Raw genomic sequence first — 19,635 nt, 5'->3', positions numbered from 1 at the left:
GGCTCCTACGGGGGGTAGGAGCGGGGCTAAAGGTCAGCGACGATCAGCGACTACGCCAATCAGCACCAGCACCACCAGCAACACTGGGGCCAGGCTGTAGTTGTTGAACTGGCTCAGGCCGCGCACGATCCACGGTGTGGCATAGATCAGCGCCAGGCCACTGCCGACCATGCACAGCAGGGCCATCAGCGGCACCCGCAGGGCGCCGGCCATGCCGCCCAGGCGTTGCTCGACCCAGCCCTTGATGTCCGCGCCAAACAGCACCAGCAGGCAGCCCACCAACGCCAGGGCGATTTCCGAAAGATTGCTGCGGCTCCAGCGGGACACGGTGGCAAGCAGATCGAGTATCAGATCCATGTGATTTCCTTAGATCAGAAAGTATTGCAGCAGGTCATTGAGGAACAGTTGCCCACGGGCCGTGGCCGCCAGGCGTGACGGTTCGACCTGCAACAAGCCGCTTTGTTCGGCCTGGCGCCGACCTTCGGCGAGGCTCAGCGGATCGAGGCCGGTACGTTGGGCGAATAGGGCCGCGTCGACGCCGTCGGTAAGGCGCAGGGCGTTCATCAGGAACTCGAACGGCAGCTCCTCGTTGCTCAGGGCCTTCTCGCCGGCCTGGTAGTGCTTGGCCGGGTTCAGGTAGTCCTTGGGCAGACGAGTCTTCCAGGTGCGCAGGATGCGTCCGTCCGGGTGGCTGAGCTTGCCGTGGGCGCCGGCGCCGATGCCAATGAAGTCGCCAAAGCTCCAGTAGTTCAGGTTGTGCCGCGCCGCACGGCCGGGCTGGGCATAGGCCGAGACTTCGTACTGGCTATAACCGTGCTCGGCCAGCAGCGCCTGCCCGGCTTCCTGGATATCCCACAGGGTGTCGTCTTCCGGCAGGATTGGTGGCTGGTTCCAGAACACCGTGTTGGGCTCCAGGGTCAGCTGGTACCAGGACAGGTGGGTCGGTTTCATCGCGATGGCCTGGCGCAGGTCACCCAGAGCGTCGTCCAGGGACTGGTCCGGCAAGCCGTGCATCAGGTCCAGGTTGAAGTTGTCGAACCCGGCCTGGCGCGCCATGCCGGCGGCGCGAATGGCCTCGTCACCGTTATGGATGCGGCCCAGGGCCTTGAGCTTCTGCTCCTGGAAGCTCTGGATGCCGATGGACAGGCGGTTGATCCCCAGGGCGCGGTAGGCGGTGAACTTCTCCTGCTCGAAGGTCCCGGGGTTGGCTTCCAGGGTGATCTCGATGTCGCTGGCGAAGGCAATGCGTTGTTCCACGCCCTTGAGCAGCCGGCCCAGGGCCTGGGCGCTGAACAGGCTCGGGGTGCCGCCGCCGAAGAAGATCGAACTCAGCTCGCGGCCGTACACCGCGTGCAGGTCCTGGTCGAGGTCGGCCAGCAAGGCATCGACATACTCTTCCTCCGGCAGCGTCGGGCTGGCGGCGTGGGAGTTGAAGTCGCAATAGGGGCATTTGCGTACACACCACGGGATGTGGATGTACAACGCCAGGGGCGGCAGGTCGGGCAGGGCCGCGCGGGGCGTTTGCGCGCCGCCGAGAATCAGCGGCGACGCGGACGAATCAGTGTTCATTGCAGGCCCAGGCGTTGCCGCAGAATGCCCATGGCGCGGGCACGGTGGCTGAGCTGGTTCTTCTCCACGGGGCCGAGTTCGGCGCTGGAGCAGTCACGCTCCGGAACCCAGAACAGTGGGTCGTAGCCAAAGCCGTGTTCGCCGCTGGCGGCGGTAAGGATGCGCCCGTGCCACAGGCCCTCACAGAGGATCGGCAGCGGATCGTCGGCATGCCGGACCAGGGCCAGGACGCAAACGAACTGCGCGCCACGCTGTTCTTCTGGAACATCCTGCAGCGCTGCCAGCAGCTTGGCGTTGTTCGCTGCATCGCCCTGGCCATCGGCATAGCGCGCCGAGTAGATGCCCGGTGCGCCGCCGAGGAAGTCCACTGCCAGGCCAGAGTCGTCCGCCAGCGCCGGCAGGCCGGAGATACGCGCGGCATTGCGCGCCTTGAGGATGGCGTTCTCGACGAACGACAGGCCGGTTTCTTCCGGCTCGACGCTGCTGAACTCGCCGATCGAGCGCAGTTGCACCGAGGCGCCGAGCATGGCCTGGAGTTCTTTGAGTTTGCCGGCGTTATGGCTGGCCAGTACGAGTTGCGTGAGGTTCATTATTCGCCCGGGAAAAGCTCTTGGTTGAAACTGAAGCTATTGGTATCGCTGCCAGTTTGCACATTGATGGTGAAAGTACGGTTTTCTTGCTGTTCCACCGGGAATTGGGCGATGTAGTAGATCGCGCCCTGTTCGGTGATTTGCCGGAAGTTCAAGGTAATGCTCTTGCTGGTCAGGTCCTTGACCGTACCGCTGACCTGGGCGACCACGGGCATATTGTTCTTGATCACCGAGATATTGATCACACCCTGGTTCTTGCTGCGGATCAGTTCCGCGGACTTGGCAATGTCCGGCTGCAGGTAGGTGGAGTTGAAGGTGTTGTAGTGCACGGTAACGTCACCGAACACTTCCTTGCGTTCGCCCTTGATCGGATCAGCAGCCAGGGCCGTCAGGCTCAGGCAGGCAGTCAGTAGCAGCGTAATCAAGCGTCCCATGATTGTTTCTCCTTGGTACAAGGTGGTTTATACCGCGACTTTGTGCTCTTGCAGACCGGGACTGCTGACGCGGTAGATGCCGATCTCTCCTAAGAGATTAGGCCATAGCTTACTGGCCCACCCATGCCGGTGTTGTTGATCGACGGCAAGGCGATCGATCACTCGGGCTTCACGTTCACGGCACAGTTCTTCGAAGTCGCCGAAGGTGCAGAAGTGGATGTTCGGCGTGTTGTACCAGGTATACGGCAGGAACTCCGACACCGGCATCCGGCCCTTGCTGGCCAGGTACCAGCGGCAGCGCCAGTGACCGAAGTTGGGGAAGGTAATGATGCACTGGCGGCCGACCCGGAGCATTTCGTCGAGAATCTTGTCCGGATAATGCACGGCCTGCAGGGCCTGGGTCATGACCACGATATCGAAGCTGTTGCTGGCAAAGTTGCCCAGGCCCTTGTCCAGGTCCTGCTCGATCACGTTGATGCCCTTGGCCACGCACTCGGCGATGTTGTCAGCGTCGTTTTCCAGGCCGTAGCCGGTGACTTGCTTGTGTTCTTGCAGCCAGCTCAGCAGCTCGCCATTACCGCAGCCCAGGTCGAGGACGCGGCTGCCGGCGGGGATCCATTCCTGGATGATTTCCAGATCGGCTCTCATCGTGCCCTCACAGCGTTATGCGGTTCATGTAGTGACTAAAAGCCTGCAGGTAGCGCGGGATCGGAATCAGAAAAGCGTCGTGCCCCTGTGGTGCATCGATCTCCAGGTAGCAGACGTCCTTGCGCGCGGCCATCAGTGCATCCACCAGCTCTCGGGAGCGGGCCGGGGAGAAGCGCCAGTCGGTGGTGAAGGACATCACGCAGAACTTGGCCGTGGCGTTGGCGAAGGTCTTGGCCAGGTCATCGTCGCAGTTTGCCGCCGGGTCGAAATAGTCCAGGGCCTTGGTCATCAGCAGGTAGGTGTTGGCGTCAAACCGCCCGGAGAACTCCTCGCCCTGATAACGCAGGTAGCTTTCCACCTGGAACTCGACGCTGTGGAAGTCGTAGTTGAGCTTTTCGCTCTTCAGGCCGCGACCGAATTTCTCGCCCATGGAGTCGTCGGACAGGTAGGTGATATGGCCCACCATCCGTGCCAGCATCAGCCCGCGCTTGGGGATCACCCCTTGTTCCTGGAACGAGCCACCGTGGAACTCCGGGTCGGTGAGAATCGCCTGGCGCGCCACTTCGTTGAAGGCGATGTTCTGCGCCGAGAGCTTGGGCGCCGAGGCGATGGCCAGGCAGTGCCGTACCCGATCCGGGTAGGTGATGGTCCATTGCAGGGCCTGCATGCCACCGAGGCTGCCGCCGATCACCGCAGCCCACTGGTCAATGCCCAGGCGATCTGCCAGGCGCGCCTGGCTGTGCACCCAGTCCTCCACGGTGAGCACCGGGAAGTCGGCGCCGAACGGCTTGCCAGTCTCCGGATTGATGCTGCTGGGGCCGGTGGAACCGTTGCAACCGCCGAGGTTGTTGAGGCTGACCACGAAGAACCTGCTGGTATCGATCGGCTTGCCGGGGCCGATGCAGCTGTCCCACCAACCCGGCTTGCGGTCGTCGGGGCTGTGGTAGCCGGCGGCGTGGTGATGACCGGACAGGGCGTGGCAGATCAGCACCGCGTTGCTGGCGCTGGCATTGAGCTGGCCGTAGGTTTCATAGATCAGGTCGTAGGCCGGCAGAGCGCGCCCGCAGGCCAGGGCCAGGGGGTCGCTGAAGTGTTCTATTTGCGGTGTGACCAGGCCAACAGAATCGGCGGGAAAGGCAGTTGGCATCGACCCTGCTCTCATTCAAATGAGGCGTAAGTCTAAAGACCGCTGCATCCAGCGGCAAGCAAAGCCCGGGGCTGTGTTCGTTGCGGGAAATGACCTGGGAGGTTCGCTGGCAAGCCAGCTCCTACAGCGGACGCGGGGCGTAGGAGCCGGCTTGCCGGCGAATCAGGCGGGGCGAGCCAGCCCCGGCAGCTCCGGCAGCTTCTTCGGCGCTCGCAGGCGCACGCGTTTCTGCCGGTTCAGTTCGCCGCTGATCAGGCTGACATTGCTCTTGGGAATGCCGAAGGCCTTGGCCAGGAATGCCATCAGGTGCGCATTGGCCTTGCCTTCGACCGGTGGAGCGGTCAGGCGGATCTTCAATCGGTCGCCGTGCAGGCCCGCAAACTCATCGCTGCTGGCCTTGGGTTGCAGGTGACAATCCAGGATCAGATCGTCACCGTCCCAGCGGAAAAAGCTCATCAGATCAGCCCGAACAGCTCAGGAGGCATGTAGCTGGAGAGCGCCAGTTGCGGAATCAGCCACTGTTGCAGCAGTTGAATCACGATGAAGGCCAGGATCGGCGAGATGTCCAGGCCGCCCAGGTTGGGCACGATCCGGCGGAACGGGGCCAGAAAGGGTTCGCTGATCTGGTAGGCCAGTTCCGCGCCCGGGCTCTGGCTGCCAGGAGCGACCCAGGACAGGATCACACTGATGATCATGGCGAAGAACCAGATCTTCAGGAACAGCGCGAAGATGCCGATCGGCGCCCAGAGCAATAGCCCCAGCGCATTGAAGGGGATGTGGCTGAGGGTAAGGATGATGGCGAACAGAGCCATTTGTACGATCAGCGCCAGGATCAGCGATGACATGTCCAGCCCGAACATGCTGGGGATCAGCCGGCGCATGGGCTTGAGCAGCGGCTGGGTGGCGCGCACGATGAATTGGCAGATCGGGTTGTAGAAGTTCGCCCGTACCACTTGCAGCATGAAGCGCAGCAGGACCACCAGCAGGTAAAGACTGCCGAGGGTCTGAATGACAAAAATGGCAGCGTCGTTGAGTCCGAACATTATCGATTCCTTTGTAGGGGCGGGTTAGCGACCGAGTTGTTCAGCCATTTCGGCCGAGCGGTGCGCGGCGGCACCCAAAGCTTTTTCTACCAGTGCTTCAAAACCACCGGCCTGGAACGACTTGATCGCGGCCTCAGTGGTGCCGGCGGGCGAGGTCACGCGGCGGCGCAGTTCGGCGGCATCGACATCACTGGAGACGGCCATGTGGGCCGCGCCCAGGGCCGTTTGCAGGGTCAGTTGGGCGGCGGTTTCCCGGGGCAGGCCGAGTTTTTCGCCAGCGGCGGTCATGGCCTCGATCAGCAGGAAGAAGTACGCCGGACCACTGCCGGAAACCGCGGTCACGGCATCCAGTTGTTGCTCCTGTTCCAGCCACAGCGCGATGCCCACGGCGGACAGCAGCTCTTCGGCCTGGCGCCGTTGCTCTGCACTCACCCGAGTGGTGGCGTACAAGCCGCTGACGCCTTGGCGCAACAGCGCCGGAGTGTTGGGCATGCAACGCACGATCGGCTGCTCGCCGAGCCAGTTGTTCATGCTGGAACAGGTGATGCCGGCGGCGATGGACACCACCAGTTGTTGTGGCTGCAGGCTCGGGCGCAGGGCTTCGCACACGGCTTTCATGGCCTGGGGCTTGACCGCCAGGACGATCACGTCGACGCCGTCGATGGCCTCGGCGTTGTCGGCGAACACCTGGATACCGTGTTCAGCCGCGACCTTGGCCCGGGTTTCCTCGCCGGGGTCGCTGGCGCGGATCTGCGCGGCCTCCAGACCTTTGGCCCGCAGGCCGCCGATGAGGCTGGCGGCCATGTTGCCGGCACCGATAAAAGCGATACGAGTCGTGTTCATGACAGGTCCTTATATGAAGTCGGGTTCAGTCGCATCAGGACTGACTGTAGTCGCGGGCACCAAACAGCGCGGTACCGATCCGCACCCAGGTGGCGCCTTGGGCAATGGCCGCTTCGAGGTCGTGGCTCATGCCCATGGAAAGGCTGTCCAGGGGCAGCTTGAGGCTGTCCCGCAGGCTGTTGTTCAGCGTCTGTACCGCAGCGAAGGCGGCGTCCTGGGCTGCGCGATCCTCGGTGGGCTCGGGAATCGCCATCAATCCGCGCAGTTGCAGGTGTGGCAAGGCGCTGATCGCACTGGCCAGGGCCGGCAAGTCGGCCGGAGCGCAGCCGGACTTGCTGGCTTCGCCGCTGACATTCACCTGAATGCAGATGTTCAGCGGGGGCAGCTCGGCGGGGCGTTGCTCGGACAGGCGTTGTGCGATTTTCAAGCGATCCACGGAATGCACCCAGTCAAAGTGCTCGGCAATAGCGCGAGTCTTGTTCGACTGAATGGGGCCGATGAAGTGCCAACTCAAGGGCAGGTCGGCCAGTTCCTGCTGCTTGCCCAGGGCTTCTTGCAGATAGTTCTCGCCAAAATCACGCAGCCCGGCGGCATAGGCTTCGCGTAGCGCCGCGGCAGGTTTGGTCTTGCTCACAGCGAGCAATTGCACGCTGTGTTCGTCACGCTGGACGGCCTGGCAGGCGCTGCGGATGCGCTCGGCTAGCTGGGCAATGTTGTCTGCTATCGTGGACATTCGATTCCGTCTCAAAAGTAACGGCGGCTGGGTGCCGGTGATCTTGGCCGCCCCTTGCCGCGTGAATCCACCAGACCCTTTCTGTCCACCGGCCCGAGCAGTGCTCAAGGACTGTGCCGGACATGGCCCGGGCCGGGCAATTGAATCTGCCGGGTACGGGCGGGCCTGAAGCTCGCGGCATTCTACTGGAATTGGGGGGCACTATGGACATCAGCGAACTCTTGCTCTTGAGCGTCTCCCAGGGCGCTTCCGACCTGCATCTCTCCGCCGGGCTGGCGCCAATGTTGCGCATTGACGGCGATATTCGTCCGCTGGATTGCCCGGCCCTGGAAGCGCAGCAGGTGTTGGCCTTGATTCATGGCTTGATGAGCGAGTCGCAAAGGCAGGCGTTCGCCAGTCATCAGGATCTCGACTTCGCTTATGAGCTGCCAGGTGTGGCCAGGTTTCGGGTCAATGCCTTCCAGCATGCTCGCGGCGCCGGTGCGGTGCTGCGCTTGATCCCGTCACGGGTACAGAGCCTGGAGGCGCTGGGGCTGGGGGAGGTATTTCGGCAGATTACCGAGGTGCCGCGGGGGCTGGTGCTGGTTACCGGGCCCACCGGCAGCGGCAAGTCCACTACGCTTGCGGCGATGATCGACCATCTCAACCAGCAACGACAGCAGCACATCCTCACCATCGAAGACCCCATCGAGTTCATTCATTCGCAGAAGAATTGCCTGGTTCACCAGCGCGAAGTGCCGCGTGACACCCAGAGCTTTGCCACGGCCTTGCGCGCGGCCCTGCGGGAAGACCCGGATGTGATCCTGTTGGGCGAGTTGCGCGATCTGGAAACCATTCGCCTGGCGCTGACCGCCGCGGAAACCGGGCACCTGGTGTTCGCCACCTTGCACACTTCATCGGCAGCCAAGACCATCGACCGGCTGGTGGATGTATTTCCGGGGGAGGAGAAGGCCCTGGTGCGCTCGATGCTGGCCGAGTCGCTGCAGGCGGTGATTGCCCAGGTGCTGGTGAAGAAGGTTGGCGGCGGCCGGGTGGCGGCTCACGAGATCATGCTGGGCAGCCCGGCGATCCGTAACCTGATCCGCGAGGACAAGGTGGCGCAGATGTATTCAGCGATCCAGACCGGAGGCTCGCAGGGCATGCGCACGCTGGACATGAGCCTGAAGGCATTGCTGGGGCAGGGGTTGATCAGCCGTGAACAGGCGCGGGAGAAGGCGCGGATGCCGGAGAGCTTTTGACGGGGCTGGAAATGCATTCGCCGGCAAGCCGGCTCCTACAGGTTGTTGTAGGAGCCGGCTTGCCGGCGAATCGGAGTGTTAGCGCTGCACAACCCGCAGGGGCGCGTGCTCTTTAGGCAGGACCCGCTTGGCAACCACATAGTGGCTCTGCCAATAAGGTTTTTTCAGGGTGTCGATGGTCACTGCCTTGCCGCGCCGAGGGGCGTGGATAAAGCGGTCTTCGCCCAGGTAGATGGCAACATGGTTGACCTTGCGGCTCTTGATGTTGAAGAACAGCAGGTCGCCAGGTTTCAGGTCCTTGCGTTCGACCTTTTGGCCGTGGCCACTGGCCATGGCGTTGGAGGTACGTGGCAGGTCCACGGCGGCGACGTCATTGAAGGCGTAGCGCACTAGCCCGCTGCAGTCGAAGCCTTTACTTGGGCTGCTGCCGCCCCAACGATAAGGAGTACCGAGAACGTTGACCGCGCGGCTGAGGACCGTGGTGCTAGGTCGGCCGGTATTGTTGGCGACCAGTTTGCTGTCGGCTTTGCTCAGGCGGGTGGGGTGCTTGATCGAGGTTTTGTTCTTGGCGGTGACCGTCGAAACATGGGATTTCGGGGTGTAGCCATTAACGTTGGGAAGTCGTTGCTCACGGTTGGTGGCGTGGGCGGCCAGTGGCATTAATAGGCAAATGGTTAGCCATGTCTTGAAAAATGGACGCATTAGGCAAGGCTCTTATTTGGTTAGCGCGCAACTTTATAACAGCTTTCAGGTCACTTCCGAGGCCGTTTGTCGATTCAACCTTGGGGTCAACTTCGGCAAAGAGGTGGCAACTTGACGCAGAAAACTGTCAGAAGTCAGGCAGTACAAGGCTTTGACGGAAGAGAAGGTAACATTGGCAACACGTCGAACGCCTGTAAAAAAGTCACAAAGTTTTTAAGAATATTTATCTATCACCTATAAAGAGGCTCTCAATGAATACCTATCGTCAGGATGCATCGACCCACGATACCCACAGCAAGGTGATCGGTTACCTGTTGTGGATTTTCGGTTTTACCGGTGCCCACCGCTTCTACTACGGCAAGCCGGTAACCGGGACGATCTGGTTCTTCACCTTCGGTCTGTTGGGGATCGGCTGGCTGATCGACTTGTTCCTGATCCCGGCCATGGACCGGGAAGCGGACCTGCGGTTTACCTCGGGGCCGGTGGAATACAGCGTTGCCTGGATACTCCTGACCTTCCTCGGGGTATTTGGCGTGCACCGTATGTACCAGGGCAAATGGTTGAGTGGTGTGCTCTACCTGTTTACCGGCGGCTTGTTCTTCATCGGGGTGCTGTACGACTTCTGGACCCTGAACGACCAGGTCTCCCTGGAAAACGCCAAGCGCCGCTGAACCAGGCATCGCCGACACGCCAGCTCCTCGCGGGAGCCGGCGTGTCGGCGAAAGCGGGCGTCGCGCCCTCAGCCCTGATAGCTGATATGCCCGTCCACCAGGGTGTAGCGCACTGCCCCCGGCAGGCTATGGCCGAGGAACGGGCAGTTCTCGCCCTTGGACAGCCAGCGTTCGCCGGCCACGGTGGAGCTGGCTGGGTCGAACAGCACCAGGTCCGCCGCACCGCCGGCCATCAGTTTGCCCGCCGGCAGGCGCAGGGCCTCGGCCGGGCCAGCGCTCAGGCGTGCCAACAGGGTCGGCAGGTCGAGCAAGCCATCCTGCACCAGGGTCAGGGCCAGAGGCAGTAGCAACTCGACGCTGCTGATACCCGGCTCGGTGGCACCGAACGGCGCCAGCTTGGCATCCCGCTCGTGAGGCTGGTGATGGCTGGAGATGGCTTGCACCACTCCGGACTTCACGGCTTCGCGCAAGGCGTCACGATCGGCTCGGGAGCGCAGCGGCGGCTGCACGTGATACAGGCTGGAGAAGTCGATCAGCGCCTCATCGGTGAGAATCAGCTGGTACAGCGCTACATCGGCGGTCACTGGCAGGCCACGGGCCTGTGCCTGGGCGATCAGTTCTACACCTCGGGCACTGGTCAGTTGGCTGAAGTGCGCGCGCACGCCGCTTTGCTCTACCAGCAGCAGGTCCCGGGCCAGGGCCACGGTTTCCGCGCTTTCGGGAATCCCCGGCAAGCCGAGGAAGCTCGCGGTGGCACCTTCGTGGGCCAGACCGCCTTCGGCCAGGTCACGGTCCTGGGAGTGGAAGATCACCGTCAGGTCGAACGTCGCGGCATATTCCAGGGCACGACACAGGGTGCGGGTACTGCGGAAACCTTCCAGGCCATTGCCGAAGGCCACGCAACCGGCGTCGCGCAACGCGATGAGCTCTGCAAGCTGCTCGCCTTCCAGGCCCTTGCTCAAGGCCCCGATCGGAAAGACTTTGCTGTTGCCGGCTTCCCGGGCGCGGTCGAGGATCAGTTCGGCCACGGCCGAGGTGTCCAGTACCGGCTTGGTGTGCGGTGGGCAGCACAGGCTGGTGACGCCCCCGGCAGCGGCGGCGCGGGTTTCGCTGGCGATGCTGCCTTTGCGGCTGTAGCCCGGCTCGCGCAGGGCGACGCTCAGGTCCACCAGGCCGGGGGCGGCTATCAGCCCCTTGGCGTCGATGCTGGTGACGGCGTTGAAACCGTTGGGAGCGGCGCCGATGGCGACGATCTTGCCGGCTTCCAGGTGCAGATCAGTGGTTTGATCCAGGCCGCTGCTTGGATCGATGACGCGGGCGCCGAGAATGCTGAGCTTCACTGGGCGTTCTCCTGCTCGAATTGTCGCTGGGCGGTCTGCCCGCTCATGGCCATGGACAGTACCGCCATGCGCACTGCAATGCCGTAGGTCACTTGGTTGAGAATCACCGAGTGCGGACCGTCGGCCACTGCCGATTCGATCTCCACGCCACGGTTGATCGGGCCCGGGTGCATGACGATGGCGTCGGGCTTGGCCCCGGCCAGGCGTGCGGTGGTCAGGCCGAACAGGCGGTAGAACTCGCCTTCGCTGGGCAGCAGGCCACCCTGCATGCGCTCACGCTGCAGGCGCAGCATGATCACCACATCTACATCCTTCAGGCCTTCGGTCATGTCGGTGTAGACCTTGACCCCGTACTGCTCGATGCCGATGGGCAGCAGGGTCTTCGGCGCGATCACGCGGATGTCCGGGCAGCCGAGGGCTTTCAGCGCCAGCATGTTCGAGCGCGCGACCCGCGAATGCAGGATGTCGCCGACGATGGCCACCGAGAGGTTCTCGAAGCCACCCTTGTGCCGGCGGATGGTCAGCATGTCGAGCATGCCTTGGGTCGGGTGGGCATGGCGGCCGTCGCCGCCATTGATGATCGCCACCTGCGGGCACACGTGTTCGGCGATGAAATGCGCAGCGCCGGAGTCGCCGTGGCGTACCACGAACATGTCGGCGGCCATGGCTTCCAGGTTGCGCAGGGTGTCCAGCAGGGTTTCACCCTTGCTCGCCGAAGAGGTCGAGACATTCAGGGTGATCACGTCCGCCGACAGCCGTTGGGCCGCCAGTTCGAAGGTGGTGCGGGTGCGGGTGGAGTTCTCGAAAAACACGTTGCACACGGTCTTGCCGCGCAGCAGCGGGACTTTCTTCACTGCCCGGGCGCCGACTTCGAGGAACGAGTCGGCGGTGTCGAGGATTTCCGTCAGCAGCTCGCGGTTCAGGCCGTCGAGGGACAGGAAATGGCGCAGCTGGCCCTGATCGTTGAGCTGCAGCGGGCGCTTGGCGTCTAGAGGCGTCATCGCAATGGACTCTTAAAAGGGCGAGTTAGAGGGCGAGGTCTTGGAGCTCGAGTTGAAGCGGCGCAGGACCGGACAATTTTACTCGCTCGTGGGCGGCCAGCGACAGGGTCGCGCCCACCACATTCGGACGAATCGGCAATTCACCGGCATCCAGGTCCAGCAGGCAGACCAGGGTCACGCTGGCCGGTCGGCCGTAGTCGAACAGCTCGTTGAGGGCGGCACGGATAGTCCGGCCACTCATCAGCACATCGTCGATCAGTACCAGGTGCTGGCCTTCGATCTCGAATGGCAGCTCCGAGGGGCGTACCTGAGGGTGCAGGCCGTTCTGGCTGAAGTCGTCGCGGTAGAAGGACACATCCAGGGTGCCCAGGGGCGAGTTGCTGCCCAGGGCTTCCAACAGGGCCTGGGCCACCCACACGCCACCGGTACGGATACCGATGAAGCGCGGCTCGCTGATGGCGCGCTTGGCCAGGTGGGCGTTGAGATCAATGGCCATCTGGCTGATCAGGGCGGCGGGATTGGGCAGACTCATGGTGGCTCCTTCGTGGGCTCGCGTCTGGTTGCCGGGCAGCAAGGCGCGGGGACTTACGGCGGGTGTTGGGCCAGGAGGCGCGCAGCCGCAGGGCCGCGCATCCTCAGGATTCGGGATCTTCAGGTGTTCAACAGCGTGGCGTTTTCGTCGAGCCAGCCCTGCAGCAGCAGGGCCGCAGCGATGGCGTCCACCGGGTTGTCGCGGTAACTGCCTTTCTGGCCGCCCCGGGCCAGGCGTTCGCCCTTGGCCTCGAAGGTGGTCAGGCGTTCGTCGTGGGTATAGAAGGGCACATTGAAGCGGCCGTTCAGGCGCCGGGCGAATTTTTCGGCGCGTACGCACATGTCGCTGGGGCTGCCGTCCATGTTCAGGGGCAGGCCCACCACTACGGCGTCGGGCTTCCACTCATTGATCAGGGCTTGCACCTGATTCCAGTCGGGCACGCCATTCTGCGCCTTCAGGGTGCACAACTCGCGGGCCTGGCCAGTGATGGCCTGGCCCACGGCGACGCCGATCTGCTTGGTGCCGTAGTCGAAGCCGAGGATCAGTCGCAGGGCCATCAGGCGTGGCCCGCCTGGCTGGTGAGCAGGCTGAGGTTGACCCCCAGGTGCCGCGCGGCGGCTTCCAGGCGCAGTTCGCTGCTGGTGTTGAACAGGATGTCGGCGTCAAACGGGCAGGTCAGCCAGGCGTTGTCCGCCAGTTCGGCTTCCAGTTGCCCGGCTTCCCAGCCGGCGTAGCCCAGGGCGATCAGGCTCTTGGCCGGTCCCACACCTTCGGCGATGGCGAACAGCACATCCTGGGAGGTGGACAGGGACAGGCCTTCGAGCTCCACCGTGGCCTGGTAGACCGGGCCGTTGGGGTGCAGGACGAAACCGCGATCGGTCTGCACCGGGCCGCCGCTGAAGATCGGCACATGCTGGCAGAGGATCGGCGGATCTTCGTCGGGGCGCAGTTGTTCAAGGATGTCGGCGAGGCTGAGGTCCTGCGGCCGGTTGATCACCAGGCCCATGGCGCCACTGGCGTTGTGCTCGACGATGTAGGTCAACGTCTGCGCAAAGTTCGGGTCGGCCATATGCGGCATGGCGATCAGGAAGTGATGCTTGAGGTAGCTGGGGCTGACATTTTTCATGAGTACTAGTGTGGCGTTGGCGGGCCCGGCTGACAAGCGCAACCCTGTTGCAGGAGCTGGCTTGCCAGCGAAGGCGTCATCGAAGGTTGCACAGGCCTTGCGGGCCCCTTCGCCGGCAAGCCGGCTCCTACGGGGGAGGGGGGTGTTGTAGGAGCTGGCTTGCCAGCGAAGGCGTCATCGAAGGTTGCGCAGGCCTGCGGGTCCCTTCGCCGGCAAGCCGGCTCCTACGGGAGGGCGGGTCAGTTGCTGGAAAGCTTGTCGCCCCGGGCGAAGCGCCAGGTGCGGATGATTTCCAGGCGATCGATGTCCGACAGGTCGCCGGTGAACGGGGCGAACGGCGCTGCCAGGCGCACGATGCGCTGGGCCGCCTGGTCCAGCAGCGGTTGGCCGGAGGACTCCAGCACCAGCACTTCATACAAGGAGCCGTCGCGGTTGATCGAGACCATCAGCCGCAGGTTGCCGTAGACCTGCTTGCGCCGGGCCTCTTCGGGGTAGTTGAGGTTGCCGATGCGCTCGACCTTCTTGCGCCATTCGTCCTTGTACCAGGCACCCTTGTCACGCATGGTCGAGGCGGCACTCATGCGGTGGATGCGCGGACGCTTGGCGTACAGCTGCTGTTCGTTGGCCAGTTCGGCTTCCAGGCTGGAAATCTCGCTGGACAGCTGCGAACTGTCGAATGTCGGGGTATCGGCCTTGGGCGTCGGGTCTTTCTTGACCTCTTCGCGCTGGGTCACGGTCTTTTTCGGCTTCGGTGCGGTGGTGGCCACTGCCGCCTTGGGTGCGACTTCATTGACCTGCGGTTTGACCGAGGGCGGCGGCGTGACCTTTTTTACCGAGTTGTCCTGGAACGGCGCGACTTCGGTGGTCTTGGGAATGGCCTTCTTGTCCAGGGTGCCACTGCCTTGCTGGTTTTCCTGGGCGAGGAAATCGGCCTTCTTCGGCTTGGTTTCGCTCTTGAAGGTGGCCAGGGTGATTTCCAGGGTCTTGCTGATCTGCTGGGGCTCGGCAAAGGAGAAGCCCAGGCCGAGGATCAGCGCCAGGTGCAGGAGCGCTGCGAGGAACAGGGTAAAACCCAGGCGATCGGCCGCACGCACGCCGCTATGGGCAAGTTCGGGTGGCAGATCGGACGGGAGGCTCATCGGCGGTTCGACATCACAGGAGGCATCACAAAACCAACATCGCGGGTTTCACAGGCGGCGCATGATAACGCAATGTTGGTTTGTGCTTGGTTGTTCTACATCACTTGGCCTTGAGCTTCTGATCGATGGCATCCATCAGCAGTGCGCCGATGTTGGTGCCGAAGGCGTTGTCGATTTCGCGGATGCAGGTCGGGCTGGTGACGTTGATTTCCGTCAGGTGCTCGCCGATCACGTCGAGGCCGACGAACAGCAGGCCCTTGGCCCGCAGGGTCGGGCCGACCTGGGCGGCGATCCAGCGATCCTTGTCGCTCAAAGGACGGGCTTCGCCGCGACCGCCGGCCGCCAGGTTGCCGCGGGTTTCACCGGCAGCGGGGATGCGCGCCAGGCAATACGGGACCGGTTCGCCATCGATCATCAGGATGCGCTTGTCGCCATCCTTGATCGCCGGCAGGTAGGCCTGGGCCATGATCTGCTGGCTACCGAGCGCAGTCAGGGTTTCCAGGATCACCGACAGGTTCGGATCGCCAGCGCGGTGGCGGAAGATCGAGGTGCCGCCCATGCCATCCAGGGGCTTGAGGATGACGTCGCCATGTGCAGCAGCGAATTCACGCAGCACGTCGGCACGGCGGCTGACCACGGTGGCCGGTGTGCACTGCGGAAACAAGGTGGCAAACAGCTTTTCATTGCAGTCGCGCAGGCTCTGAGGCTTGTTGACCACTAGCACGCCGGCGCTTTCGGCTTGTTCCAGCAGGTAGGTGGAGTAGACGAACTCCATGTCGAAGGGCGGGTCCTTGCGCATCAGGATCACGTCCAGATCGCTCAGGGGGCAGTCGATCTCGGCCTCCAGCTCGAACCACTTCTCTGGATTGGCGAAGACTTGCAGCGGACGCATGCGCGCCCGGGCGACTCCGGCGCCCTGGTAAAGATCGCGCTGTTCCATATAGAAGAGGGTCCAGCCGCGCTCTTGGGCGGCCAGCAGCATGGCCAGCGAGCTGTCCTTCTTGTAGGAAATGCTGGCGATAGGGTCCATGACAATCCCGAGGCGAACGCTCATGGGTGGATTCCTTCAAAAAATGAGTAGGCGCAAGGCGAAAAAGTGGCGTCAGAGTGGCGCTGACAGGGGCCTGGGTCAAGGAAAAACCACTGCCTGGCGTGGTCCATAGATTGCAGGGGGGAGAGTGTGCTAAAAAGGCTCGCATGCCGGGCTGAGGCCTTGAAGTTCAAGGGTTTGGGGCGTTGGCCAGCAGTACCGGATTAAATCGATTCGCTGGGGCGATGGTAGAGCAGACATGGAACAGCATTCCAATGCCTTGAAGGTGATGGTGATCGACGATTCGAAGACGATTCGCCGCACGGCCGAGATGCTGTTGAAGAGCGTCGGCTGCGAGGTCATCACCGCAGTGGACGGTTTCGAAGCACTGTCGAAGATCGTCGATCATCATCCCGGAATCATCTTCGTCGACATCATGATGCCGCGGCTCGACGGCTATCAGACCTGTGCGCTGGTGAAGAACAACAGCGCGTTCAAGTCCATTCCAGTGATTATGCTGTCCTCCAAGGACGGTCTGTTCGACAAGGCCAAGGGCCGCATCGTCGGCTCCGACCAGTTTTTGACCAAACCCTTCAGCAAGGAAGAACTGCTGAGCGCGATCAAGGCCCATGTCCCGGACTTTGTTGCGCTTACGCCACAGTAGACACGCACAATGGCGTGCGGCCAGCGGGCTGCGCGCCACTATCGTATGGGGAAGACCATGGCTCGTATCCTGATCGTCGATGACTCGCCGACTGAAATGTACAAACTTACCGGCATGCTGGAAAAGCACGGCCATGAAGTGCTCAAGGCCGAGAACGGTGCCGACGGCGTGGCCCTGGCCCGGGAAGAAAAGCCCGACGCAGTGTTGATGGACATCGTCATGCCCGGCCTCAATGGTTTCCAGGCCACCCGCCAGTTGACCAAGGATGCCGAGACCAGCCATATCCCGGTGATCATCATTACCACCAAGGATCAGGAAACCGACAAGGTCTGGGGCACCCGCCAGGGCGCCAAGGACTACCTGACCAAGCCGGTGGATGAAGAGACCCTGATCAAGACCCTGAACAACGTCCTGGCCGGCTGACCGCCCGGGCCATGAGCGAATCCCAGACCGCCTTCGAACTGCTGCTGGAGATCGACCAGCGCTGTCGTCTGCTGGCCGCGGACCTGCCGTCCCAGGAAACCCGTCAGCAGAGCTGGAGCGGTATCGGTTTTCGCCTGGGGGAGCATTGGTACGTCGCCGCCATGGGCGAGATCAGCGAGGTCCTGCACGAGCCGCGCTACACCCTGCTGCCCGGGGTCCGGCCCTGGGTCAAGGGCGTGGCCAACCTGCGCGGGCGCCTGCTGCCGATCATGGACCTGTGCGGTTTCTTCGGTCATGAGTTGTCGCCCCTGCGCAAGCAGCGGCGAGCGCTGGTGGTGGAGTACAAGGAGCTGTTCTTCGGTTTGTTGGTGGATGAAGTGGCCGGCCTGCAACATTTTGCCCAGGACAGCCTGGAGCCTAGTCTCAGCGACTTTGCCGACGCCGCGATCTATCCCTACCTGCAGGGGCAGTTCCGTCGTGACCAGGTCTGGCAGGTCTTCAGCCCCTTTGCCCTGGCGCGTTCACCAGGGTTTCTCGAGGTGGCGGCGTGAGGGGCGCCCAGGCGCCATGGCAGCCCGTTTGCAGTGCCACGGGAAGCATGCGCCTCCCTGAATCAATCCATGCTGCCCGAGCGTTGCGTGCGCCCCGGGCCCCTTACGGCGGAACCACCCGCTCGCCACAGGCCTGATCGATGACCAAAGCCCAAACCGGCAAGCCCCTGGAAGGCTCCCGCAGTCGCTCGCAGATCATCGTGCTGTTCATCGCACTGATCGTGTTCATCATGCTGCTGTTCGCCAACTTCGCTTACCTCAACACCCAAGCCACCTATGACAAGCAGTACATCGGCCATGCCGGCGAGCTGCGGGTGCTGTCCCAGCGCATCGCCAAGAATGCCACCGAGGCGGCGGCGGGCAAGGCCGCGGCGTTCAAGTTGCTGGGGGATGCACGCAACGACTTTGCCCAGCGCTGGAGCTACCTGAAGAAGGGCGACCCCAGTACCGGTTTGCCAGGGGCGCCCATCGCCCTGCGCCAGGAAATGCGCGCGGTGCAGCTGGACTGGGAAAAACTGCTGAAGAACACCGACGCGATCCTCGCCAGCGAACAGACCGTATTGTCCCTGCATCAAGTGGCGGCGACCCTGGCGGAAACCGTGCCGCAGTTGCAGGTGGAGTACGAAAAGGTGGTCGAGATCCTGCTCCAGCGAGGTGCGCCTGCGGCCCAGGTGGCCATGGCCCAACGCCAGTCGTTGTTGGCCGAGCGAATTCTCGGGGCGGTCAACACGGTGCTGGCCGGCGACGAAACCGCGGTGCAGGCCGCCGACGCCTTCGGCCGTGATGCCGCCCGCTTTGGCCAGGTGCTTAACGGCATGTTGCAGGGCAATCCGGGCTTGAAGATCAGCCAGGTCGAGGACCCTGACGCGCGGGCCCGCCTGGCGGAGATTTCCGAGCTGTTCGAGTTTGTCTCCGGTTCCGTGGACGAGATTCTGGAAACCTCTCCCGAACTGTTTCAAGTACGTGAATCGGCGAGCAATATCTTCAGCCTGTCTCAGACCCTGCTGGACGAGGCCTCGCTGCTGGCCAGCGGTTTCGAGAACCTGGCCGGCAGTCGCAAGCTGGACACCATTGGCGGCTACGTCCTGGGGTTGCTGGCGCTGGCTTCGATTATCCTCATCGGCCTGGTGATGGTCCGTGAGACCAATCGCCAGCTGCAGGAAACCGCCGAGAAGAACGAGCGTAACCAGAACGCGATCATGCGCCTGCTGGATGAGATCGAAGACCTGGCGGACGGCGACCTGACGGTGACGGCCTCGGTCACCGAGGACTTCACCGGGACCATTGCCGACTCCATCAACTACTCCGTCGACCAATTGCGCGACCTGGTGGCCACGATCAACCTCACTGCCGGCCAGGTGGCCGGCGCGGTGCAGGAAACCCAGGCCACTGCGATGCAACTGGCCGAAGCCTCGGAGCACCAGGCCCAGCAGATTTCCGAAGCTTCCACCGCGATCAACGATATGGCCCAGTCCATCGATCAGGTGTCGGCCAACGCCGCGGAGTCCTCGGCGGTGGCCGAGCGTTCGGTGGAGATCGCCAACAAGGGCAACGAGGTGGTGCACAACACCATCCACGGCATGGACAACATCCGTGAACAGATCCAGGACACCGCCAAGCGCATCAAGCGCCTGGGCGAGTCCTCCCAGGAAATCGGCGATATCGTCAGCCTGATCGACGATATTGCCGACCAGACCAACATCCTCGCGCTGAACGCGGCGATCCAGGCCTCCATGGCCGGTGACGCCGGGCGCGGCTTTGCCGTGGTGGCCGACGAAGTGCAACGGCTGGCGGAACGTTCCTCGGCGGCCACCCGGCAGATCGAGACCCTGGTGCGGGCGATCCAGACCGACACCAACGAGGCGGTGATCTCCATGGAACAGACCACCACCGAAGTGGTGCGCGGAGCCCGACTGGCCCAGGACGCCGGTGTGGCCCTGGAAGAGATCGAGGGTGTATCCAAGACCTTGGCGGCGCTGATCCAGAGCATTTCCAACGCGGCCCAGCAGCAGACCTCCTCGGCCGGACAGATTTCCCTGACCATGAACGTGATTCAGCAGATCACCTCGCAAACCTCGTCTGGCTCGACTGCGACCGCCGAGAGCATCGGTAACTTGGCGAAAATGGCCAGTCAACTGCGCCGCTCGGTATCCGGCTTCACCTTGCCGGCCACTCGGGGCCCCGCGCCGAATGACAACCGTTGACGCTGAG

24 protein-coding genes are annotated in these 19,635 nt (G+C 63.0%); 6 read left to right on the top strand and 18 right to left on the bottom strand.

Translation table 11 applies throughout. The annotated features are described in order from the left end of the window. Window positions 1-33: 33 nt before the first annotated feature. The 10 genes from GV818_RS02660 to GV818_RS02615 all read right to left on the bottom strand — a co-directional run bounded on the left by GV818_RS02660 (window position 34) and on the right by GV818_RS02615 (window position 7,007). Window positions 34-357, bottom strand: a complete 324-nt coding sequence (locus GV818_RS02660; protein WP_161758631.1) for a DUF3392 domain-containing protein — start codon at window positions 355-357, stop codon at window positions 34-36. Window positions 358-366: 9 nt separating this feature from the next. After that, window positions 367-1,569: a radical SAM family heme chaperone HemW gene (hemW, locus tag GV818_RS02655; protein WP_161775764.1), complete on the bottom strand. Its 1,203-nt coding sequence runs from the start codon at window positions 1,567-1,569 to the stop codon at window positions 367-369. Further along, window positions 1,566-2,162: an RdgB/HAM1 family non-canonical purine NTP pyrophosphatase gene (gene rdgB / locus GV818_RS02650; RefSeq protein ID WP_372242043.1), complete on the bottom strand. Its 597-nt coding sequence runs from the start codon at window positions 2,160-2,162 to the stop codon at window positions 1,566-1,568. The genes hemW and rdgB overlap by 4 nt, the downstream gene beginning before the upstream one ends. Then, on the bottom strand, window positions 2,159-2,593 hold the full coding sequence (locus GV818_RS02645; protein WP_161758628.1) for a DUF4426 domain-containing protein: 435 nt from the start codon (window positions 2,591-2,593) through the stop codon (window positions 2,159-2,161). Before GV818_RS02645 ends, rdgB begins: the two co-directional genes overlap by 4 nt. Window positions 2,594-2,620: 27 nt before the next feature. Further along, window positions 2,621-3,241, bottom strand: coding sequence for a methionine biosynthesis protein MetW (gene metW, locus GV818_RS02640; protein ID WP_161758627.1), 621 nt, complete (start codon window positions 3,239-3,241; stop codon window positions 2,621-2,623). Between the two features lie 7 nt (window positions 3,242-3,248). Next, window positions 3,249-4,388 (bottom strand): homoserine O-succinyltransferase MetX, encoded by a 1,140-nt coding sequence (gene metX, locus GV818_RS02635; protein ID WP_161758626.1) that lies wholly within the window; start codon window positions 4,386-4,388, stop codon window positions 3,249-3,251. Window positions 4,389-4,550: 162 nt separating this feature from the next. Then, window positions 4,551-4,844, bottom strand: coding sequence for a DUF167 domain-containing protein (locus GV818_RS02630; protein WP_161775762.1), 294 nt, complete (start codon window positions 4,842-4,844; stop codon window positions 4,551-4,553). Further along, complete coding sequence (locus GV818_RS02625) at window positions 4,844-5,431, bottom strand: YggT family protein (protein WP_161758624.1); 588 nt, start codon at window positions 5,429-5,431, stop codon at window positions 4,844-4,846. The genes GV818_RS02630 and GV818_RS02625 overlap by 1 nt, the downstream gene beginning before the upstream one ends. A 24-nt stretch (window positions 5,432-5,455) precedes the next feature. Then, a complete protein-coding gene (proC, locus tag GV818_RS02620; RefSeq protein WP_161775761.1) occupies window positions 5,456-6,274 on the bottom strand; it encodes a pyrroline-5-carboxylate reductase in 819 nt (272 codons plus the stop codon). Between the two features lie 34 nt (window positions 6,275-6,308). After that, window positions 6,309-7,007: a YggS family pyridoxal phosphate-dependent enzyme gene (locus GV818_RS02615; RefSeq protein ID WP_161758622.1), complete on the bottom strand. Its 699-nt coding sequence runs from the start codon at window positions 7,005-7,007 to the stop codon at window positions 6,309-6,311. A 203-nt stretch (window positions 7,008-7,210) separates the two neighbouring features. Here GV818_RS02615 and GV818_RS02610 point away from each other — a divergent pair, with 203 nt between their 5' ends. Next, entirely contained in the window at window positions 7,211-8,245 is a 1,035-nt protein-coding gene (locus GV818_RS02610; RefSeq protein WP_161758621.1) for a type IV pilus twitching motility protein PilT, read from the top strand. Window positions 8,246-8,323: 78 nt separating this feature from the next. Here GV818_RS02610 and GV818_RS02605 read toward each other — a convergent pair whose 3' ends face one another. After that, window positions 8,324-8,947, bottom strand: coding sequence for a C40 family peptidase (locus GV818_RS02605; RefSeq protein WP_161758620.1), 624 nt, complete (start codon window positions 8,945-8,947; stop codon window positions 8,324-8,326). A gap of 251 nt (window positions 8,948-9,198) precedes the next feature. Here GV818_RS02605 and GV818_RS02600 point away from each other — a divergent pair, with 251 nt between their 5' ends. After that, the gene (locus tag GV818_RS02600) at window positions 9,199-9,618 is read left to right on the top strand and encodes an NINE protein (protein ID WP_161775760.1); all 420 of its coding nucleotides are present in this window, start codon (window positions 9,199-9,201) and stop codon (window positions 9,616-9,618) included. A 68-nt stretch (window positions 9,619-9,686) separates the two neighbouring features. On the opposite strand, the gene GV818_RS02595 is transcribed toward GV818_RS02600, so the two are convergent. The 7 genes from GV818_RS02595 to gshB all read right to left on the bottom strand — a co-directional run bounded on the left by GV818_RS02595 (window position 9,687) and on the right by gshB (window position 15,810). Continuing rightward, window positions 9,687-10,958, bottom strand: a complete 1,272-nt coding sequence (locus tag GV818_RS02595; RefSeq protein WP_161758618.1) for a dihydroorotase — start codon at window positions 10,956-10,958, stop codon at window positions 9,687-9,689. Then, window positions 10,955-11,959, bottom strand: coding sequence for an aspartate carbamoyltransferase catalytic subunit (locus GV818_RS02590; protein ID WP_159889569.1), 1,005 nt, complete (start codon window positions 11,957-11,959; stop codon window positions 10,955-10,957). Before GV818_RS02590 ends, GV818_RS02595 begins: the two co-directional genes overlap by 4 nt. Window positions 11,960-11,984: 25 nt before the next feature. Beyond that, a complete protein-coding gene (gene pyrR / locus GV818_RS02585) occupies window positions 11,985-12,491 on the bottom strand; it encodes a bifunctional pyr operon transcriptional regulator/uracil phosphoribosyltransferase PyrR (protein ID WP_161775759.1) in 507 nt (168 codons plus the stop codon). Between the two features lie 119 nt (window positions 12,492-12,610). Beyond that, the gene (gene ruvX, locus GV818_RS02580; RefSeq protein ID WP_161758616.1) at window positions 12,611-13,048 is read right to left on the bottom strand and encodes a Holliday junction resolvase RuvX; all 438 of its coding nucleotides are present in this window, start codon (window positions 13,046-13,048) and stop codon (window positions 12,611-12,613) included. Then, window positions 13,048-13,617, bottom strand: a complete 570-nt coding sequence (locus tag GV818_RS02575) for a YqgE/AlgH family protein (RefSeq protein ID WP_161758615.1) — start codon at window positions 13,615-13,617, stop codon at window positions 13,048-13,050. The genes ruvX and GV818_RS02575 overlap by 1 nt, the downstream gene beginning before the upstream one ends. 239 nt (window positions 13,618-13,856) lie before the next feature. Beyond that, entirely contained in the window at window positions 13,857-14,756 is a 900-nt protein-coding gene (locus tag GV818_RS02570; RefSeq protein WP_161758614.1) for an energy transducer TonB, read from the bottom strand. Window positions 14,757-14,856: 100 nt separating this feature from the next. Next, window positions 14,857-15,810: a glutathione synthase gene (gshB, locus tag GV818_RS02565; protein WP_161758613.1), complete on the bottom strand. Its 954-nt coding sequence runs from the start codon at window positions 15,808-15,810 to the stop codon at window positions 14,857-14,859. Between the two features lie 235 nt (window positions 15,811-16,045). Here gshB and pilG point away from each other — a divergent pair, with 235 nt between their 5' ends. From pilG to GV818_RS02545, 4 genes are all read left to right on the top strand, one after another. After that, window positions 16,046-16,450, top strand: a complete 405-nt coding sequence (pilG, locus tag GV818_RS02560) for a twitching motility response regulator PilG (protein ID WP_161758612.1) — start codon at window positions 16,046-16,048, stop codon at window positions 16,448-16,450. Between the two features lie 57 nt (window positions 16,451-16,507). Further along, entirely contained in the window at window positions 16,508-16,873 is a 366-nt protein-coding gene (pilH, locus tag GV818_RS02555; protein WP_011064000.1) for a twitching motility response regulator PilH, read from the top strand. Between the two features lie 11 nt (window positions 16,874-16,884). Then, entirely contained in the window at window positions 16,885-17,424 is a 540-nt protein-coding gene (locus tag GV818_RS02550) for a chemotaxis protein CheW (protein WP_161758611.1), read from the top strand. Between the two features lie 140 nt (window positions 17,425-17,564). Beyond that, window positions 17,565-19,628, top strand: coding sequence for a methyl-accepting chemotaxis protein (locus GV818_RS02545; protein ID WP_161758610.1), 2,064 nt, complete (start codon window positions 17,565-17,567; stop codon window positions 19,626-19,628). Window positions 19,629-19,635 lie beyond the last annotated feature (7 nt).

This window comes from Pseudomonas sp. Fl4BN1 (assembly GCF_009908285.1).
Taxonomy (GTDB): domain Bacteria; phylum Pseudomonadota; class Gammaproteobacteria; order Pseudomonadales; family Pseudomonadaceae; genus Aquipseudomonas.
Note: the sequence above shows the minus strand (reverse complement) of the source record. Positions and strands in the feature narration are given on the sequence as shown.

Bases quoted from the DNA above. Each gene is read 5' to 3' on its own strand.
- GV818_RS02660 (WP_161758631.1), bottom strand. From the start codon at position 357: ATGGATCTGATACTCGATCTGCTTGCCACCGTGTCCCGCTGGAGCCGC.
- hemW (WP_161775764.1), bottom strand. From the start codon at position 1,569: ATGAACACTGATTCGTCCGCGTCGCCGCTGATTCTCGGCGGCGCGCAA.
- GV818_RS02645 (WP_161758628.1), bottom strand. From the start codon at position 2,593: ATGGGACGCTTGATTACGCTGCTACTGACTGCCTGCCTGAGCCTGACG.
- metW (WP_161758627.1), bottom strand. From the start codon at position 3,241: ATGAGAGCCGATCTGGAAATCATCCAGGAATGGATCCCCGCCGGCAGC.
- metX (WP_161758626.1), bottom strand. From the start codon at position 4,388: ATGCCAACTGCCTTTCCCGCCGATTCTGTTGGCCTGGTCACACCGCAA.
- GV818_RS02630 (WP_161775762.1), bottom strand. From the start codon at position 4,844: ATGAGCTTTTTCCGCTGGGACGGTGACGATCTGATCCTGGATTGTCAC.
- GV818_RS02625 (WP_161758624.1), bottom strand. From the start codon at position 5,431: ATGTTCGGACTCAACGACGCTGCCATTTTTGTCATTCAGACCCTCGGC.
- proC (WP_161775761.1), bottom strand. From the start codon at position 6,274: ATGAACACGACTCGTATCGCTTTTATCGGTGCCGGCAACATGGCCGCC.
- GV818_RS02615 (WP_161758622.1), bottom strand. From the start codon at position 7,007: ATGTCCACGATAGCAGACAACATTGCCCAGCTAGCCGAGCGCATCCGC.
- GV818_RS02610 (WP_161758621.1), top strand. From the start codon at position 7,211: ATGGACATCAGCGAACTCTTGCTCTTGAGCGTCTCCCAGGGCGCTTCC.
- GV818_RS02605 (WP_161758620.1), bottom strand. From the start codon at position 8,947: ATGCGTCCATTTTTCAAGACATGGCTAACCATTTGCCTATTAATGCCA.
- GV818_RS02600 (WP_161775760.1), top strand. From the start codon at position 9,199: ATGAATACCTATCGTCAGGATGCATCGACCCACGATACCCACAGCAAG.
- GV818_RS02590 (WP_159889569.1), bottom strand. From the start codon at position 11,959: ATGACGCCTCTAGACGCCAAGCGCCCGCTGCAGCTCAACGATCAGGGC.
- pyrR (WP_161775759.1), bottom strand. From the start codon at position 12,491: ATGAGTCTGCCCAATCCCGCCGCCCTGATCAGCCAGATGGCCATTGAT.
- ruvX (WP_161758616.1), bottom strand. From the start codon at position 13,048: ATGGCCCTGCGACTGATCCTCGGCTTCGACTACGGCACCAAGCAGATC.
- GV818_RS02575 (WP_161758615.1), bottom strand. From the start codon at position 13,617: ATGAAAAATGTCAGCCCCAGCTACCTCAAGCATCACTTCCTGATCGCC.
- GV818_RS02570 (WP_161758614.1), bottom strand. From the start codon at position 14,756: ATGAGCCTCCCGTCCGATCTGCCACCCGAACTTGCCCATAGCGGCGTG.
- gshB (WP_161758613.1), bottom strand. From the start codon at position 15,810: ATGAGCGTTCGCCTCGGGATTGTCATGGACCCTATCGCCAGCATTTCC.
- pilG (WP_161758612.1), top strand. From the start codon at position 16,046: ATGGAACAGCATTCCAATGCCTTGAAGGTGATGGTGATCGACGATTCG.
- pilH (WP_011064000.1), top strand. From the start codon at position 16,508: ATGGCTCGTATCCTGATCGTCGATGACTCGCCGACTGAAATGTACAAA.
- GV818_RS02550 (WP_161758611.1), top strand. From the start codon at position 16,885: ATGAGCGAATCCCAGACCGCCTTCGAACTGCTGCTGGAGATCGACCAG.
- GV818_RS02545 (WP_161758610.1), top strand. From the start codon at position 17,565: ATGACCAAAGCCCAAACCGGCAAGCCCCTGGAAGGCTCCCGCAGTCGC.